The organism is Vibrio sp. TRT 21S02 (assembly GCF_050113675.1).
Lineage (GTDB): Bacteria > Pseudomonadota > Gammaproteobacteria > Enterobacterales > Vibrionaceae > Vibrio.
Genome location: NZ_JBNJOI010000001.1, coordinates 461,058 through 478,476, shown reverse-complemented (window position 1 = coordinate 478,476; position 17,419 = coordinate 461,058). Strand labels below are relative to the sequence as shown.

12 protein-coding genes are annotated in these 17,419 nt (G+C 43.0%); 5 read left to right on the top strand and 7 right to left on the bottom strand.

The window, feature by feature from the left end; translation table 11 throughout:
- On the bottom strand, window positions 1-2,657 hold a 2,657-nt coding region (locus ACQEXU_RS02155; RefSeq protein WP_427009489.1), incomplete at its 3' end, for a Calx-beta domain-containing protein.
- Window positions 2,658-3,780: 1,123 nt separating this feature from the next.
- On the opposite strand from ACQEXU_RS02155, the gene ACQEXU_RS02150 reads away from it, so the two are divergent.
- The 4 genes from ACQEXU_RS02150 to ACQEXU_RS02135 all read left to right on the top strand — a co-directional run bounded on the left by ACQEXU_RS02150 (window position 3,781) and on the right by ACQEXU_RS02135 (window position 8,264).
- A complete protein-coding gene (locus ACQEXU_RS02150) occupies window positions 3,781-5,085 on the top strand; it encodes a TolC family outer membrane protein (protein ID WP_427009488.1) in 1,305 nt (434 codons plus the stop codon).
- A 4-nt stretch (window positions 5,086-5,089) separates the two neighbouring features.
- Window positions 5,090-5,710, top strand: a complete 621-nt coding sequence (locus tag ACQEXU_RS02145; protein ID WP_427009487.1) for an OmpA family protein — start codon at window positions 5,090-5,092, stop codon at window positions 5,708-5,710.
- A gap of 105 nt (window positions 5,711-5,815) precedes the next feature.
- Window positions 5,816-6,169, top strand: coding sequence for a DUF2750 domain-containing protein (locus tag ACQEXU_RS02140; protein WP_367986482.1), 354 nt, complete (start codon window positions 5,816-5,818; stop codon window positions 6,167-6,169).
- A gap of 145 nt (window positions 6,170-6,314) precedes the next feature.
- Window positions 6,315-8,264, top strand: a complete 1,950-nt coding sequence (locus ACQEXU_RS02135; protein WP_427009486.1) for a diguanylate cyclase — start codon at window positions 6,315-6,317, stop codon at window positions 8,262-8,264.
- Here ACQEXU_RS02135 and queC read toward each other — a convergent pair.
- Window positions 8,239-8,934 carry a 7-cyano-7-deazaguanine synthase QueC gene (gene queC / locus ACQEXU_RS02130; protein WP_427009485.1) on the bottom strand — a complete coding sequence of 232 codons (696 nt, stop codon included), beginning with the start codon at window positions 8,932-8,934 and terminating at the stop codon, window positions 8,239-8,241. The genes ACQEXU_RS02135 and queC overlap by 26 nt on opposite strands.
- Window positions 8,935-8,945: 11 nt before the next feature.
- The gene (gene queE / locus ACQEXU_RS02125) at window positions 8,946-9,596 is read right to left on the bottom strand and encodes a 7-carboxy-7-deazaguanine synthase QueE (RefSeq protein WP_427009484.1); all 651 of its coding nucleotides are present in this window, start codon (window positions 9,594-9,596) and stop codon (window positions 8,946-8,948) included.
- A 329-nt stretch (window positions 9,597-9,925) separates the two neighbouring features.
- Here queE and ACQEXU_RS02120 point away from each other — a divergent pair, with 329 nt between their 5' ends.
- On the top strand, window positions 9,926-11,566 hold the full coding sequence (locus ACQEXU_RS02120) for a methyl-accepting chemotaxis protein (protein ID WP_427009483.1): 1,641 nt from the start codon (window positions 9,926-9,928) through the stop codon (window positions 11,564-11,566).
- A gap of 37 nt (window positions 11,567-11,603) precedes the next feature.
- Here ACQEXU_RS02120 and ACQEXU_RS02115 read toward each other — a convergent pair whose 3' ends face one another.
- The 4 genes from ACQEXU_RS02115 to ACQEXU_RS02100 form a co-directional block, all read right to left on the bottom strand.
- The gene (locus tag ACQEXU_RS02115; protein ID WP_427009482.1) at window positions 11,604-13,031 is read right to left on the bottom strand and encodes a bifunctional NUDIX hydrolase/phosphatase PAP2 family protein; all 1,428 of its coding nucleotides are present in this window, start codon (window positions 13,029-13,031) and stop codon (window positions 11,604-11,606) included.
- Between the two features lie 20 nt (window positions 13,032-13,051).
- Complete coding sequence (locus ACQEXU_RS02110) at window positions 13,052-13,525, bottom strand: N-acetyltransferase family protein (protein WP_427009481.1); 474 nt, start codon at window positions 13,523-13,525, stop codon at window positions 13,052-13,054.
- A gap of 150 nt (window positions 13,526-13,675) precedes the next feature.
- The gene (locus ACQEXU_RS02105; protein ID WP_427009495.1) at window positions 13,676-15,169 is read right to left on the bottom strand and encodes a trypsin-like serine protease; all 1,494 of its coding nucleotides are present in this window, start codon (window positions 15,167-15,169) and stop codon (window positions 13,676-13,678) included.
- Between the two features lie 359 nt (window positions 15,170-15,528).
- Complete coding sequence (locus tag ACQEXU_RS02100) at window positions 15,529-17,409, bottom strand: propionyl-CoA synthetase (RefSeq protein ID WP_427009480.1); 1,881 nt, start codon at window positions 17,407-17,409, stop codon at window positions 15,529-15,531.
- Window positions 17,410-17,419 lie beyond the last annotated feature (10 nt).

Sequence of the window (17,419 nt, the reverse complement as noted above, 5' to 3'; positions counted from 1 at the left end):
GGGCGGTCATCATTACCGCCGTTCTCACCACCATCGGTGATGGTTGCGGTGCCAGTATCGCTACCCACAGTGCCGTCGCCAGCCGTCGCCGTTACCGTAAAGTCTTCGTTACCTTCGAATACTGTATCGTTAGTCGTTGGGATAGTCACCGTCAGGTTCGTTTGACCTGCTGGGATGGTGTAGCTACCGTCAGTGTTTGGATTGACAACCGTGCCATCAGCGGTAGTCACCACCATGGTGCCAAAGTCATCAGCCTCTGCACTGCCCGTTTGGCTTGCAAGGTTGACCGTCACATCCGTATCCGCCGCTTGTGACAGGCTCACGGTAAAGACTGCGTCATCGCCTTCGCTCACAGACACAGTTTCAGTAATTGAGATAGTTGGGCGATCGTCATTGCCACCATTCTCACCACCATCAGTAATGGTCGCCGTGCCGGTATCACTGCCCACTGTGCCGTCACCAGCCGTCGCCGTTACCGTAAAGTCTTCGTTACCTTCAAAGACCATATCGTTAGTCGTTGGGATAGTGACTGTTAGGTTCGTTTGACCTGCTGGGATGGTGTAGCTGCCATCAGTGTTTGGATTCACAACCGTGCCATCAGCGGTAGTCACCACCATAGTGCCAAAGTCGTCGCTGCTTGCTGAGCCAGTTTGGCTTGCAAGGTTGACCGTCACATCGGTATCCGCGGCTTGTGACAAGCTCACGGTAAAGACCGCGTCATCGCCTTCGCTCACAGATACCGTTTCAGTAATTGAGATAGTTGGGCGATCGTCATTGCCACCATTCTCACCACCATCAGTAATGGTCGCGGTGCCGGTATCGCTGCCCACTGTGCCGTCGCCAGCCGTCGCAGTGACCGTAAAGTCTTCATTACCTTCAAACACCGTATCGTTGGTGGTAGGGATGGTGACTGTTAGGTTGGTTTGACCCGCAGGGATGGTGTAGCTGCCATCTGTATTTGGATTCACAACCGTGCCATCAGCGGTAGTCACTACCATAGCACCAAAGTCGTCGCTGCTTGCTGAGCCAGTCTGGCTTGCAAGGTTCACCGTCACATCGGTATCCGCGGCTTGTGACAAGCTCACAGTAAAGACTGCGTCATCGCCTTCGCTCACAGAAACAGTTTCAGTAATTGAGATAGTTGGGCGATCGTCATTGCCACCATTCTCACCACCATCAGTAATGGTCGCCGTGCCGGTATCACTGCCGACAGTGCCGTCGCCAGCCGTCGCCGTTACCGTGAAGTCTTCATTGCCTTCGAATACGGTGTCATCCGTGGTTGGAATGGTCACCGTCAGGTTCGTTTCACCCGCTGGAATGGTGTAGCTACCATCGGTGTTTGGATTCACAACCGTGCCATCAGCGGTAGTCACTACCATAGCACCGAAGTCGTCGCTGCTTGCTGAGCCAGTTTGGCTTACCAAGTTGACCGTCACATCGGTATCGGCCGCTTGTGATAGGCTCACGGTAAAGACCGCGTCATCGCCTTCGCTCACAGATACCGTTTCAGTAATTGAGACAGTTGGGTGATCATCATTGCCGCCATTCTCACCACCATCGGTGATGGTCGCGTCAGCATCAGTATTTTCTGAATTAACAAGTCCATCAACAGCATCAACCGTTAAGATAAAGGACTCATCCCCTTCATATGTATCATCTTGTACGGTTTCTACATTTACATTGAGGTTGGTTACCCCAGCGGGTACAACGACTGTCCCATCGGGTGCTACGGTTAATTGAATACCAGTATCTGTCGTAACAATGATATTGCCAATATCGTCTGACTCAGCAGTTGTTGGCGTAATATCAAGCTTTAAAGTTGTGTCTTGGTTTGATGGTTTATCAAATTCAATCGTGAAGATTGCATCATCGCCTTCACTCACATTGCCACCACCAGTGACAGAAATTTCAGGTATCGGATTTACAACAACGATAACTTCTATTTCGTCGCTGCCTCCTTCACCGTCTGTAACGACAACCGTAAATGAGTCATTGCCATCAAAATCTTCATCTGGCGTATAAGTCCAACTGCCGTCAGGGTTCACTGTCACCTGACCATTAGAGGGAGGCGTAGCTGTGCTAAATGTTAATTCATCATCATTGACATCGGTTGCGGTCAATTGACCACTTATAGAAGTATCTTCGTCGGTCGAAACAGTGATACTTTCCCCAAGCGGGGATTCATTAATATCAACAAATTCTGGAGGTAATTGCGCTAGACGAAACTGGTCAAGTAAAGTCAGGCTTTGTGTTTCTGATAGGCCTAATGATGCGAAACCTTCGGTAACAAAATTGGTCGATGCAATAGTTTCACTTCCATCACGACTTACTGTCCCTGACAAGGTTAAGCTCGAACCGCTTTGTCCACCTGCAGCTGGAGCTAGCTCTCCATCTAGTAATGTGGAGTCTTGGCCCCGTTCTAATGCCGCGAGTATCACATTCACATCATCAGTAATATTTTGAGGTTCATTAGCATTATCAACACGAGCTACTGACAACACTGATGCTTCTTCAGTTTCTCCATTAGGATATAGAATCACCTCTCCAGGTAAAAGGGTGTCTCCTTCTCTAAAGACTCGTATTTCACCTGTAGCATTTATTATTACTACGTTTATATTCGCCAGGCTTCCCGACAAAACCAAAGTATCAAGTTTCATAACAACCTCTAGATGACCTTATTAACTTCGACTAATTTGATAATAAAGTTTTGGAATAAAACATTTATCCTATTTATAAATTAACACCCTTAACATGACACTCAAAGGTATTTTTTGCATACAGTTAACACTTCCGTGCAATCAATATGATAAAAATACATATTTGAAATACATAACCAACCTTACATTAAAGCTTCCAAAATGAGAACAAATCCCAATAAAATCAACAATAAAGAAAGAAAACTTTCTTAATTCCCTTACATAATAAAGAAGCAAATATAGAAAAAATAAGCATTAATAAAAAACGAAAAGACAAAATAATGTTGATATTTTTAACAATTATTCTCAAATTCAAGAAAATGGGAAATTTATCAACATTTCTAGTTCCCTACCATCAAGACACAAACAAAAGAACCACTCACACAAAATTACAACACTACAATACTCCTCTGAGCGCTATCAATTAGCTGCTTCAAAACACTTAACAATTCTCTCACTTGTGGAAAAACAAGACTGACTACGTTGTGTGATCTACTTCGAATGGGTATATAACGCGCACAGACTCAAAACTTTCGATAGGGTTTGACTCATAAGCTTGCTTGATTTGAGACAAACCAAATGTTTAAAAACACTCGCTATAAAAAAGTTCACCTCTACTCATAGTAATTAGCATGGCGTACTCAAAACCCATAAAGACAAAACCAAAGCACCACTCTTGAAACCATAAAAAGCTTTCTAACTAGTCAAAATTGCATTAAATCAAAAGACTTAACAACGAATGAGATTCCGTAAACCAACAACGCTTGAATAATGTTATTTGAAGCAATTTAATGAACAGATATCACATTCAATTAACACAACTTGAAGTAGTGAACAGTTATTAAACTGGATGAACATCACAAAGTTTAATGATTGATAATCACTGTTAAACAGTAATAAAATCATGAAAATAAATTGGCAAAAGCCAGTTTTAAAAGCGTTACGGATTCAGGAATCATTAAAATCAATAAGACAAACCGTGATTTAAAATAGAATTTATTGATGAAGTTAATGAAAATTCTCAGTAATGAGATGGAATAGGAAGTAGTATTTTCTGTCTAGGAGAATCTCGAGGAGAGACAAAGTGAATTTGAAAAAGCAGATAACGTTAAGCTGCTTAGTTGCTCTTTGCCTGCCGGCATATAGTCAAACTTTAGAACAAGCAGTCGCTTATACAATTAATAGTAACCCTGAGATACGTGCCTCATACAATGAGTTTATAAGTAAAAGGTACGACGCTGATGCGTCGACTGGGGCGTACTTACCTAAGGTTGATTTGGATGCAGGCATTGGTTATGAAGCAATAGATCCAGTTAACGGTTCAGATACTGAACTAACCCGAAAAGAAGCTACCTTGTCACTAACCCAATTGATTTGGGATGGTTCTGCCACATTAAACGATATGGATAGAACTGCCGCAGACGCCGAATCCGTTCGTTACCAACTATTAGCAGATGCTCAAGACATTGCACTTCAAGTTACTAAAATCTATCTCGATGCAACAAAAGCATACGAAGTACTGTCCTTATCGGAGAGTAATCTTGCTGTTCACAAAGAGATATTTAAAGACATTAAAAGACGTGTAGACTCAGGTTTAGGTTCAACCGCTGATCTTTCTCAAGTTGAAGCTCGATTAGCCAAAGCACACGGAAACCTTCTTGCGGCTCAAAATAACCTTTTCGACGTCCATACCCAATTTAAACGTATTGTAGGACAAGTGCCTCAAGGGCTCATTTTCCCTCGAGCTGATCAAAATGCGATTCCATACAGTGTTGACGACGCGCTTACACTAGCCTTTGAACGCCACCCTGTGATCAAAATATCTCACGCAGACGTTGATTCTGCTCGCTTTCAGTATGATCAAAGTAAAGGGGTAAACTACCCTACACTTTCAATTGAAGCCGCTCAAACATGGCGTGATGATGCCGCAGGTATTGAAGGTCGCAGTGACGAGTTAACAGCAATGCTACGCATGCGTTATAACTTGTACAATGGTGGATCAGATGCAGATCGTAGTAAGAGTGCTGCATACCAACTTAATAAAGCAAAGGACTTTCGCGACAGAACATTCCGTAGTGTAGAAGAAGGCCTACGTTTATCTTGGAGCGCGTTAGATTTAACTCTCCAACAGAAAGAGTTTTTAGCTGACCATGTAGACTCGGCATCTGAAACCGTTATTGCCTATGAAAAGCAATACAAGTTAGGCAAACGAACTCTCCTTGATTTACTCAACACTGAAAATGAGTTGTTCGAAGCTCGCAAAGGCTACCTTGATGCAAAATACGACGAGCAATATGCGAAATATCGTGTTATGAATGCAACTGGTGGTCTGTTAGATGCGTTGCTTGTGGATACCCCTGAAAATTGGTCAAAGCCGGTGGAGTACTAATTAAATGAATAAGAAACTTTTCACTTTTACAACATTAGTATCTTTGCTGTCTGCTCCAGTATTTGCAGATAAATTCGATGATGAATACGAGTATATTGAAACACCAACCTCCAACCAAATCGCGGATCTACAAGATGATGATCGAGATGGTGTGATTAACGCTCGCGATCTTTGTCCTGAAACGCCATTAAAAGCAGAGATTGATAATGATGGTTGTGGCACCTATATAAAAACCGAAGAAGAAGTCAAACTGCATATTCTATTTGCCAATGACTCTTCAGAAATCCAACCAGTCTTTCTTGGTCAAATCAGAGAAATGGCGGATTTCTTAAAAGAATACCCTTCAACCTCTATTGAAATTCAAGGCTTTGCTAGCAAAGTAGGTACCGCAGAGTACAACCTTGCTCTTTCTAAGCGCCGCGCAAATGCTGTTGAGGCCACGCTCATTGCCAATGGCATCAGTAGCTCTAGAGTTCGAATTGTGGGTTTTGGTGATACCAAGTTATCAGAGCAAGGAGATGACGAAGTCAGCCATGCTATGAACCGAAAGGTTACTGCGACTGTCGTTGGCCACAAAGGCAGCGTAAAAGAAGAATGGACTATCTTTACGAAGAAAGCGAAATAACCGTTATTTAAGAGAAAATAAAGGGGGCATTGCCCCCTTTATTTGTTTCCAGAGAGAAACACTAAGTGATACTCTATGCCTGATTTAACTTTAGAGACAGAAAACATGAGCAAATTAACTGCTGATTTACAAGCAAACCTAGCATTGTTTGTTGAAGAGACAAAGCAAAACCAATTAGTTTGGGGTTTAAGAAATGAAGAGGGTTGGTTATCTTGCGACTCTACTGAGTTTGAAAATAGCGAAGTTATGCCTTTTTGGTCTTCTAAAGAAGATGCAGAAACACACAATGTAGAAGAGTGGGCAGATTTTAACGTACTGGAGATCCCACTGGACATTTTTGTTGAAGACTGGCTTCTAACATTGGATGAAGATGGCGTCTTAGTTGGTACAAACTGGAATGCTCAGCTTGAAGGGAAAGAAGTGGAACCTTCAGATCTTGCAAAAATGTACCTAGACTAATTCATTAACAAGCGCCCTTCTTTAAGGGCGCTTTAGTATTCGCGAAGTAGCTCACATTCAGTACAGCGTACACAATATTCTCTTATTGCTTCCATGCTCTCTCCTTTACAATACATCGCAATATCAGTAAGCACTTCAAATTTATATGTTTCTCCGTTTTACTACTTTATTGGTTTTTAACCTTATCACTATTGGTTTTACCCCGTACATCAGTGCTAGTGAACGAACTCACTGGGAAGAAACTTATGCTGCTGCCTTACGTATTGATGAGCACAACGCTCTCTCACTGCTACAAAGCCATTACGCATCCTTAGCACCAGGCTATGAAAAACTCTACATCAGCTCAAAAATCCATAGCTTTATGTTGGTGAGAGGACAACCTTATTACGGCAATAAGCTAGTTTATGACGAATCATATACCACGCTGGAGCAAAGCTTCATCGAAGCACTGAATAACGAAGAGCAACTGAATATTAGTGAAGCCAAACAAGCGCTCACTGCCTTGTTGCAATCAGCCAGTGACATAGATGGCAAGATTTTATTTGAATACCACTTGTGCCGACTGCTTAATCGACAAGGAAAATCTAAACAAGCTCAGTTTTACTGTAATAATCTGAATCAACACTTAACTCTGGTCAACGACCCTATCGTGCCACGACATTTGGCATTGCGAGTATACGCCAATAACCAAGAGTATATTGGCAACTACCAGCAGGCTATTGAAACGTATCAAACTATTATTAAAAACCTGCCATCTTATGAAGATCCATCAGGTATATACAACGATGCAGGTTTACTGTTAAAGACACTTGGTCGAATAGAGCTTGCTAAAGAATATCTCGCTCATGCGCTAACGCTACGCAGAGCCATCGGTACTCCATTACCTATGGCTCAGTCCCACCACAGCCTTGGTGATATCATGCTCTCGGATGGTCAATATGAGCTGGCTATTTACCACTTCGAACAAGCTAAGGCTATTGTTGAAACGCATAACCACCCTATAGGCCTCACCTATGTATTGTTAGGACTTGGAAAGGCATACATCGCAAATCAACAGTTCAGTCAAGGCGTTGAATACCTGCTAGATGCGCTAGAAAATGCACTAATACAAGACAATGCAGAAGTTAAAGTAGATATCTACATGGCCTTAGCACGCTCATACCAAGCACGTGCTGAGCTAACTACTGCAAGTTCTTATGCGAATCAAGCATACAAAATCGCTCAATCTAATCACATAGAGCGGCTGGAAGCACAGACACTGGAATTGCTCTCTAATATTTCGGAACAAAAAGGCGATCATGTACAAGCGCTCAAATATTATAAAGATTTTGCTAAGTCAGAGCTGCTCCGTCGAGACAATCACCATAACCTTGCTTTTCTAGCATTAGAATCAGAACGCACACAATTTACTGAAAACCTTGAAATAAGCCGTTTAGAAGCGCAGAACATCATTCTGGATAATAAATTAGGCAATGCAGACAAGCTAAACAAGTTTTATTTGTTCTTGTTTATTGTCTCATTACTCTGTATCGCAGCTTTGGTGGCGATCCGACGAAGAGAGAATGCACATTTCAAATTGGATGCATTAACACACTCATACAACCGCACAGCGGCAATCAGGCATATAAAGAAACAACAGAAAGTGTCTGACGCAAACCAAACACATCTCTTAGTTTTGTTTGATCTGGATGATTTCAAAAACATTAATGACTTATATGGTCACTCTACTGGAGATAAAGCCCTACAAGTAATATCTGAATCGATCAACACTGAATTGAGCTCACTAGATATGCTTGGCCGCTTCGGTGGTGAAGAGTTTATTGTATTGATACCGGGAATCGATGAAATCGAGGTAGTAGAACGGGTGGAACGTTTGCACCATATCATTGCAAACACATGCTTTACATCAGAGACTGGCAAGTCACTCAATGTCACGGCTAGCTTGTCTTACTTAACAACACCAAGAGCATTGAGTAACTTCGACGTACTCTATTCCATTCTTGATCAAGCACTATGCCAAGCGAAAAAGAATGGGAAAAACACAATTATCGATGCAGATAACAACCCTATTAGTCATTCTGCTTCTGTTTTCTAGTTAGGCTATCCATCAAAGCTTCACGATTATCCAGATAATCTTGAAGGCCGATCGAACGAAGGTCGCACGCAGGGCAATCACCACACCCATCTCCGATGATGCCGTTGTAACAGGTTAATGTTTCCTCTCTAACCAACTGCAACGCATCATTCTGATCGGCTAAAGCCCAAGTTTCGGCTTTGTTTAACCACATCAATGGCGTTTTAATCGTTAGTTCCCTATCCATCCCTTTAACTAAAGCAGAGTTCATCGCTTTAACAAAGTCATCACGACAATCTGGGTATCCCGAAAAGTCAGTTTCACACACACCTGTAATCACAGAGTCGGCACCGATTTGATAGGCGTAAATACCTGCTAAAGTAAGGAATAAAATATTGCGCCCTGGAACAAATGAATTTGGAAGACCATTCTCTTGAAGCTCATGAGATACCGGAATGTCATCTCTCGTCAATGAACTGATAGCAAGCTCGTTTAACAGACTCACGTCCATTACTTTGTGTGCCTTTACACCAAGTTTCGTCGCTAACTTTTGTGCAACTTCGATTTCCAACTTATGGCGCTGTCCATAATCAAAAGTAATCGCGTGTACTTCATCATACTGTTTTAAGGCCTGAACCAAGCATGTGGTCGAGTCCTGACCACCGCTGAAAACTACTACCGCCGTTGACATTTTTCTTTCTCCTAAGCGATGCTCAAATACTTGTGAGTTTGGATGGACAAACGCCAGTTTCGCTTTATGCATGTATCAATACACAACTGCGTTGCACGAGGCTTTTGGCTAATAGGTTGTAAAGCGATCGTCGTCTTTTCAGAAACATTAGCACGCTGTATAAGCACGTCTAACTGCTCGATGTCTTTATCTGTTGCTACTGGGTGTTTTATTTCATTTGCTCGTTGAAGCGCAATATCCAAAACAGGCAACTTACCTTTCATTGCCACTTTGGGTGACACTGTCACCCAAGTTGAATCAGTTGCCTGAATTTCATAAGTACCACTGGTTTCGATTTGGCAATAGCAACCTATCGCTTCGAATGCGGACGTTAGAGCACGCAAATCATATATGCAAGGCTCTCCACCTGTAATAACAATGTGATTAGCATTAAAACCGAGTTGACGATATTGTTCGACGATATCTTCAGCGCTCATACGACACCATGTAGGTGTATCAGTCGTCTTAGTGAGAACTTCTTCAACGGAACGTTCATCTTGAGGAGTCGCATCCCATGTTTGCTTGGTGTCACACCATGCGCAGCCCACAGGGCACTCTTGTAAACGGACGAACACTGCAGGTACGCCAGTAAACACACCTTCTCCCTGAATGGTCTCGAACATTTCATTAATTTTGTACAACGTTGCCCAACCCAAGCTATCTTCAAAATTTGCAGGAACGAGACCTTAAATGACTCCAACTAGAACGTCAAATTTATTGATAGTAAAAACACTGTTCTTCTCGTCAGCTTAGTTAATTACAACGCAGTAACATCTCCCCAAAATAATGAGAACACCGTTCCAATAGATCCATAATAATTGCAAACAGATATGGTTACGACAAATGACTTTTGTCGTAAAAACATGCATTTACGCGCAAGATCATAAACATTTAGTACCAATTTCATAGATAATGCTTTGGCACCATTGCAATAAATAAAGGTATTAACTAAATGCTTAAAAACATGCCAATCAAATGGAAAATATCGTCACCAATTCTTCTCATCATTTTCCTTTTTTCAGCAAGTTCAATGTTCAATGTATTTCAAACAAACATACAGCGTGAACTAACCCATCAACTGCATCAAGAGATCCAGCCTATCATCTTCAATATTGAAGATGCATACAGGGATTTGTATCAAGCTACCTCTGCGATTCAAGGTCTGGTATTAGCGAGTTCACCAGAAGAACACGAACACCACCTTTTTGAATATAAAGACAATGCTTATAAAGCTATTCCACGTATGGAATCTGTAAATTCTCTAATTCAAACTGGCTTACTCAGTAGCCGCTCCCAAGCAGAAGTCGATAAACTAGTATCGCTTGCTAAAACTTGGCTAAATAGCTACGAAACTTTTATCTCTTTACCTAATAGCAATCAGGCGGATTACTACCACGCAAACAAACAGGTATTTGAAGACCAGTTTGGTGCCGTTCGTAAGCAGCTCAACGTCGTCAAGGACATCATTGAAGATAGACAGAGCAAGATGCTTAAAGACATAAACAATGCTTCTGAACGAGCAGAGTTAGCGCTTGAAGGCGGTACAATTTCAGTTGTCGCACTTGCGATTTTTACTGCTTGGTTCCTTGTTAATATCATCGTTAAGCCTATTAAGGATATTGAATCTGCGATGAGTGAAATCGCTTCAGGTGATGGCGACCTAACCCAACGGATTCCAGCAACTTCTCAAGACGAGATTGGCCATTTAGCAAAAGCATTCAACCAATTTGTCCAAAAGATCCAAATGACGATCGAAAGTGTTGTTCTTACCACTCAAACAGTTCGTCAACAAATGGAGCAAATGAAAGAGATTTCGGGAACAATCTCTTCTTTTACTGAGCAGCAACAACAAGAAAGTGAGCTTGTTGCAGCAGCAGTGCATGAAATGCAGGTAACCAGCCAAACCGTCAGCAGTAATGCCAATGACGCAGCAGTTGCTAGCCAAAGTGCAAATCATGAAGTTCGAATGACAAGCGAAGTCGTCAACTCGACCGTCTCTTCCATCAGTGCTCTCGCTCAAGACATTGATAATGCGAGTCAAGTAATCCATACACTGGATCAAGATGTAAACAATATCGCATCTATTCTTGATGTAATCCGCGGTATTGCAGAACAAACCAACCTGCTTGCTTTGAATGCAGCGATTGAAGCAGCCCGTGCTGGTGAACAGGGCCGCGGTTTTGCCGTGGTTGCTGACGAAGTTCGCTCTTTAGCCAGCCGTACACAGGAAAGTACGGGTGAAATTCAAAATATGATTGAGAAGTTACAACAAGGAGCTCAACAAGCTGTACGTGTAATGGAAGCAAGTAAAGTCAGTGGCGAGCAAACCATCGAACAATCTGGCAGTGCGATGACTTCTCTCAATGAAATCCTTAATGCTATTAGCTTAATGAACGATATGAACTCACAAATAGCAACTGCTGCAACCCAACAAACCAGTGTTAGTGAAGACGTTAATACCAACGTCCAACGCATTGCTGATAACAGCAGCGACATGGTTAATATGGTCAGCCAGAGTGAAAACGTACTTATCGATTTAGCGAAGCAGTGCGAAACACTTGAACATCAAGTATCACAATTTAAAGTCGTTTAAAAAGCCAATAAAAAACGCCTCTTGATGAGGCGTTTTTTTAAGCTCGCTGAGACTTCCTAACAATAACTGCAAACGTTAATAATAACAGTGGGTACCTTAATGCTTCTGCAATCAACGAGTATAAACCACTGTAGCTCACGTACCCCGCGCTATATTTGATTAGCTCATTAACGAGCAACAGTACGAGGATAATAAACGTCACATGCCTTGCAGAGTGCACTGTACCGAAATGAGGTACTGCGAACAATAACCCGGCGATCGTAGCCAAAATAGCTAACCAAAGGGTAAATACAGGAATACTCCAAACGGTTACCATGACTGCTGCTGCCACAGTTAACGCAATCCAAATACCTTTAGATGCAAGCAATTTTGAAGCTTCGACCTCTTTTTTACCATCTAACCTGATGACATGCCACGCAACTAAAATACCTAACAAGGCACCGACCAACATATCAATTCCAAATGCGCTAGCGCTATAAAACTTAGCACTACACATCCACGCCATCATGATTAAAAAGCCTGTTACGTATCGATTGAATTGAAGCCTTCCCCAGATATTCAATATCAAAAAGCCACCACAGAACCAAGCTGCAACAGGTAGGCTCGGAAAACTATATCCATAGCTACTGATTAAGTCCACGGATGGAAGGTAAACATGTGGCCGAGGGAGATGAAAGCCTTGCTGGGCAACTAACACCAATAATGAAGTCACACTGATTGAGAAAAGCAGAGTATAGAAAAACTCTCTACCAAACCGCCAATACACCAAAGGCAACACGATAAGCAACATCTTAGGCGCAGAAAGAAATTCACCCGCTAATAGAAAACTACTTAGAACATTCCCTATCTCATTGGGTAAGTTTGACATAAAGTGCTGGAGTTCAATCATCCAACCCAGCTCAACTTGATTGAATGAAGGCGCAGCTTCAACAAGGTTGTTAACAAATGTGACGGATTGGTCTTCCGCTTTTTCAAATAATGACGTAACCGTACTCCACTCTCGTGGATAGCGGTATAAATCGGCACTTAGTAAGTCTGGCTCAACCAACATTGCTGACGCAGACTCAACCCCATAATGAGGCGCAAACCAAATAGGTAACTCATAGCCGTCGTAAACATTGTTATATTGATATGCCACCACGTCTGAATCCGATATGCAACCATAAACTATCGCATTTCTGGTATAACCAAGTGGTTCTTTCACTGTTACAACGAGACCCGTCTCCTCCCATGTTTCTCGCTGCGCGGTGACTTCTGGTTCCTCACCTGTAATGATGGTGCCACCAGGTAGGGATAACTTGCCTGTTAAGATCTCGTTGACCATAACGAGCTTATCATTTGCCTTAACAAGACATAATGCACCTTTAAGCTCGGGGGTATTTGTTGTGTTGGCTATCGCCGGCATTGCACTGCTGATAATGATTGCAGTAACTAGAAAATTAAAAGCTCTAAAAAATAAACTCATTGATACAACTTACTAAATACTTAAATTGGTTTTCTTAACCAATGGATGTGGTGAGCAAAGCCACCTTCCATATAAAAATTCAATGCTCTTTCGTTGAAGTTCCATACCTCAACAAACAATTGAGTTACACCGTACTCAGCAAATCTTTGCTCTATCTTCTGGCATAATTCTTTCGCAATACTCTGCTTCCGATACGAAGGTAGAATATACAACTCATCAATACTGCCCATTTGGACAGGTTTACTTACTGTAGAGACCAGTTCACAAAAATGCCCGGTAACAAATCCAACGATGATGCTCTCCACTTCTGCTACAAAGACAACACTGTCGGGACCGTCGATATACCGAGCAATACTCTTTTCCTGTTCAATCTCTTCAGCCGTTTTAAAATGTTCCGGTTCACATTGATGGTGTTCATCATGAAGCAAGTACATCAACTCATTTAGCTGCTCTAAATCTGATGTATTCGCCGCTCTCACTTGGACATTTGGCATATCTATCTTCGTATTACGAATAAAGTTTTCGCTATATTAACAATTGCTATAAAAAAAAGCCCCTTATACTGGGGCTTTTTTGTGTCTAAAGATATAAGAATTCATCGATTTAAATGGCTGTCTCAAATCCAAAGCGCACTTATTTCTTCATTAAAGCTGTAACCACGCATCTTGCCAATTGGTACCAACTCCCGGCTCATAAGCACTGGGGGTCGAAGCACACCACAAGCTATAAGGCCATGGTTTACACTGATAACTGCTTCCATTATTAGTGACAACATCTCCTTCGGAGTAGCTAGTCCCGGCTTGATAAACTGTACCATCTGTAGGCGGCAGTGTTGGTGGTTCAGTAGGTGGTGGAGTAGTCGTCGAACTGCAGTCAGATGGACTCACTGTTTGCCAAACACCCCATGGCCCGGATTCTGAAGGATTATCCCCTTGAGTCCACCACTGAGCCTGCCACGTTTGACCATTCCAGCTAACTTGTTCTCCTGTCTGATAAACCTGTGAAGGTAGCCACTCATTCTGGCAACTGCCCGTTGGAGGCAGGTCACTATTTGCGGTAGCTGAAACGTTTGCACGGTAAGTGGTGGTCGTTTTATCAATACCAAAGTTCATTTGTACGTTTGCAGTACCCACTGCACTTGCTCCAAACTCAACTGTAACACCACATTGTGCCCCCGAAGATAGTGTCGTCATGGAACAGCGATCTTGTGCAATCATTGGATTCAACGCAACACCTGATCCTACTAATAAAACATTATCTACCGTAAAATTCGCAGTTCCATTGTTTTTAACCGTAAAGACATGTTGCTTAAGCTCGCCAACTTTAAATGACGTTAATGTTTGGTTGGCGGTGTAACCAACTGAAACGGTTTCTGATGGAGGGTTAGAACCCGTCACTTGATTCACAAAACTACGTAATGCAGCAATGTCACTGTATACCCCATATTTACCCGGTCGAGCACAACCAATTCCCCAACTGACAATACCGAGTTGAGTAACAACGCCAGAACGGTTGATGACTATCGGACCGCCACTGTCACCTTGGCATGAGTCAATTCCGCCTTCAGGGACGCCAGCACAAAATGACACCGCACCTACGTTGCTATAACTACCTCCTGCTTGACGGCAAGTTGCATCAGAGATAAGTGGTACATCGACCTCTTGAAGAACACTCGGAGAACTTCCACCTTCACTTGTTCTTCCTAAACCAGCCACAGTCAACCAATCACCCACCACTGCATATTGACTAAGGCTTCCATCTGCAATTTCAACAGGTACAGCACCTTGCGGGATCGACGCAAGTTTTAATAAAGCGATATCATTGTCGAGGTTAATGCTGTTGTACGATGGATGAACATGTATTTCACTCACATTCTCACGGACTCCATCCGTTCCATTGTAAATTACGCCACCGATTTTAACGGCTATCTGGCTAGGGGTATCTCCATCAACACAGTGCGCGGCTGTCAAGACATATCCGTTACCGATATAACTAGCACCACAATAGGAGCGGTTGCTGCTGCGGCTCACAATCTGGGTGTAAAATTTCCAATCTTGTGCTGCAGCTGGTCCCCCTCCTACAATCCTTGGTTCCACTTCTGTGTATTCGATTTGTGTAATGTCTTCTGCGAAAGCCATGCCTGATGTGACAGAAACAGCCAACAGAGAAATAGTCCATTTTGATTTCAATTTATTATCCTCTTTTTTAATAGGTGACCTTTGCGGTCAACTTTTAATCAAGCAGATAACCTGTCTTTTCCAAGCAAAGATTATGAAAACGAACTCATAATGTGAACATACAAGCAAACACACAAGACATTCAGACAACAAATGCAAACGAGTCTTATATTGTCATCACAGATTTACCAGTAAAATCAATAACTAACTTCATCACAAATTCTGGTTAAGTTTTTACAACTGGATATACATCGTTGTGAGCATCATCGTCTTTTAGGATCAAAAAAGCCACTCAGTTTAAGTGGCTTTTTTACTAGTATTTATTCACGGTTAAGTGCTTTTTCTATTTCTTCTAAGCTGCTTGGGTCATCAATAGTGGATGGCACCACGTATTGTTCACCATCGGCTATTTGACGAATGGTTCTTCGCAAGATCTTACCCGAGCGAGTCTTTGGCAAACGGTCAACAACAAGCGCATGTTTAAAGCACGCTACTGCGCCAATCTCGTTGCGTACTTTACCAACTAGCTCGCCCTCTAGCGTTAGATCATCAATCTTCACACCATCTTTAAGAACCACGAAACCAAGCGGTAGCTGACCCTTTAACTCATCGTGGATACCGACTACCGCGCATTCCGCAATCGCTGGGTGACCACCAACGATTTCTTCCATTTCGCCAGTAGACAGACGGTGACCTGCGACGTTAATTACGTCATCAATACGACCCATGATAAACAGATAACCATCTTCATCTAGGTAACCGCCATCTCCCGATACGTAGTAGCCCGGAAATTGACTTAAATAACCGGTCTCAAAGCGGTCATGGTTGCGCCAGACAGTCGGTAGGCAGCTTGGTGGTAATGGGCGTTTCAATGCCACAAAACCTTGCTGATTTGCGCCCACGGGTATTCCCATTTCGTTCAGAATCTCGACCTGATAGCCAGGAATCGGCTTGGTAGCGGAGCCTGCTTTTACCCGCATCATCTCAATACCAGTCGGATTGCCCGCGATAGCCCATCCAGTCTCGGTTTGCCACCAGTGGTCAATAACCGGCTTATCTGCTTTGCTTTCTACCCATTCTAGTGTTGGTGGGTCAAGGCGTTCGCCTGCCATGAAAATAGAATCGAGGTTGGACAAGTCGTATTGCTTAATGAACTCGCCTTCTGGGTCTTCTTTCTTAATTGCACGGAAAGCGGTTGGCGCGGAGAAAAGCACGTCCACTTTGTATTCATCACAAACACGCCAGAATGCACCCGGATCTGGTGTTCTCACCGGTTTGCCTTCGAATAGAATCGTTGTACAGCCATGAATTAGCGGCGCGTACACAATGTAAGAGTGACCAACAACCCAGCCCACATCCGATGCAGCCCAGAACACACCATCTTGAGGAATGTTATAAATCGACGTCATCGAATATTTCATCGCTACGGCATGACCACCATTATCACGCACCACGCCTTTTGGTTTACCTGTTGTGCCAGAGGTATACAAAATATAAAGAGGATCTGTTGCTAACACAGGGACACACGCATGAGGCAAAGCTTGCGCGTATTCTTGCTGCCAATCTAAATCACGCTCAAGATTAAGCTCCGCTTCGCACTGTGGGCGTTGAAGAACAAAGACTTTCTCTGGCTTCCAACGACTGTCCATAATGGCTTTATCAACCATTGGTTTGTATGGAATTACCTTATTGATTTCGATGCCACAAGACGCCGTCATGATGACTTTGGGTTCTGCGTCTTCAATTCGAACTGCGAGCTCATTCGGGGCAAAACCGCCAAACACCACCGAGTGAATCGCGCCCAATCGAGCACACGCCAGCATCGCCATTGCCGCTTCTGGGATCATTGGCATATAGATGACCACACGATCGCCTTTGGTTACACCTTGGTTCGAAAGCATACCCGCAATTTTTGCCACTTGGTCACGCAAAGCTTGATAGCTGTAAGTTTGCTTTTGCCCCGTCACTGGCGAGTCATAAATCAGTGCGGTTTTCTCGCCTCTCCCTTGCTCACAATGATAATCCAACGCGAGCCATGACGTGTTCAACACGCCGTCAGGAAACCAACGCTCAATCCCATGTTCGTCAGCTTGTAAGATGGTGTTTGGCGCTTCAAACCAATCGATGTTTTCAGCTTGAGCACGCCAAAAGTTTTCCGGTTCGTTCTGTGCCCAAAGGTATTCTTTTTGATATGCAGACATATTGCTTCCT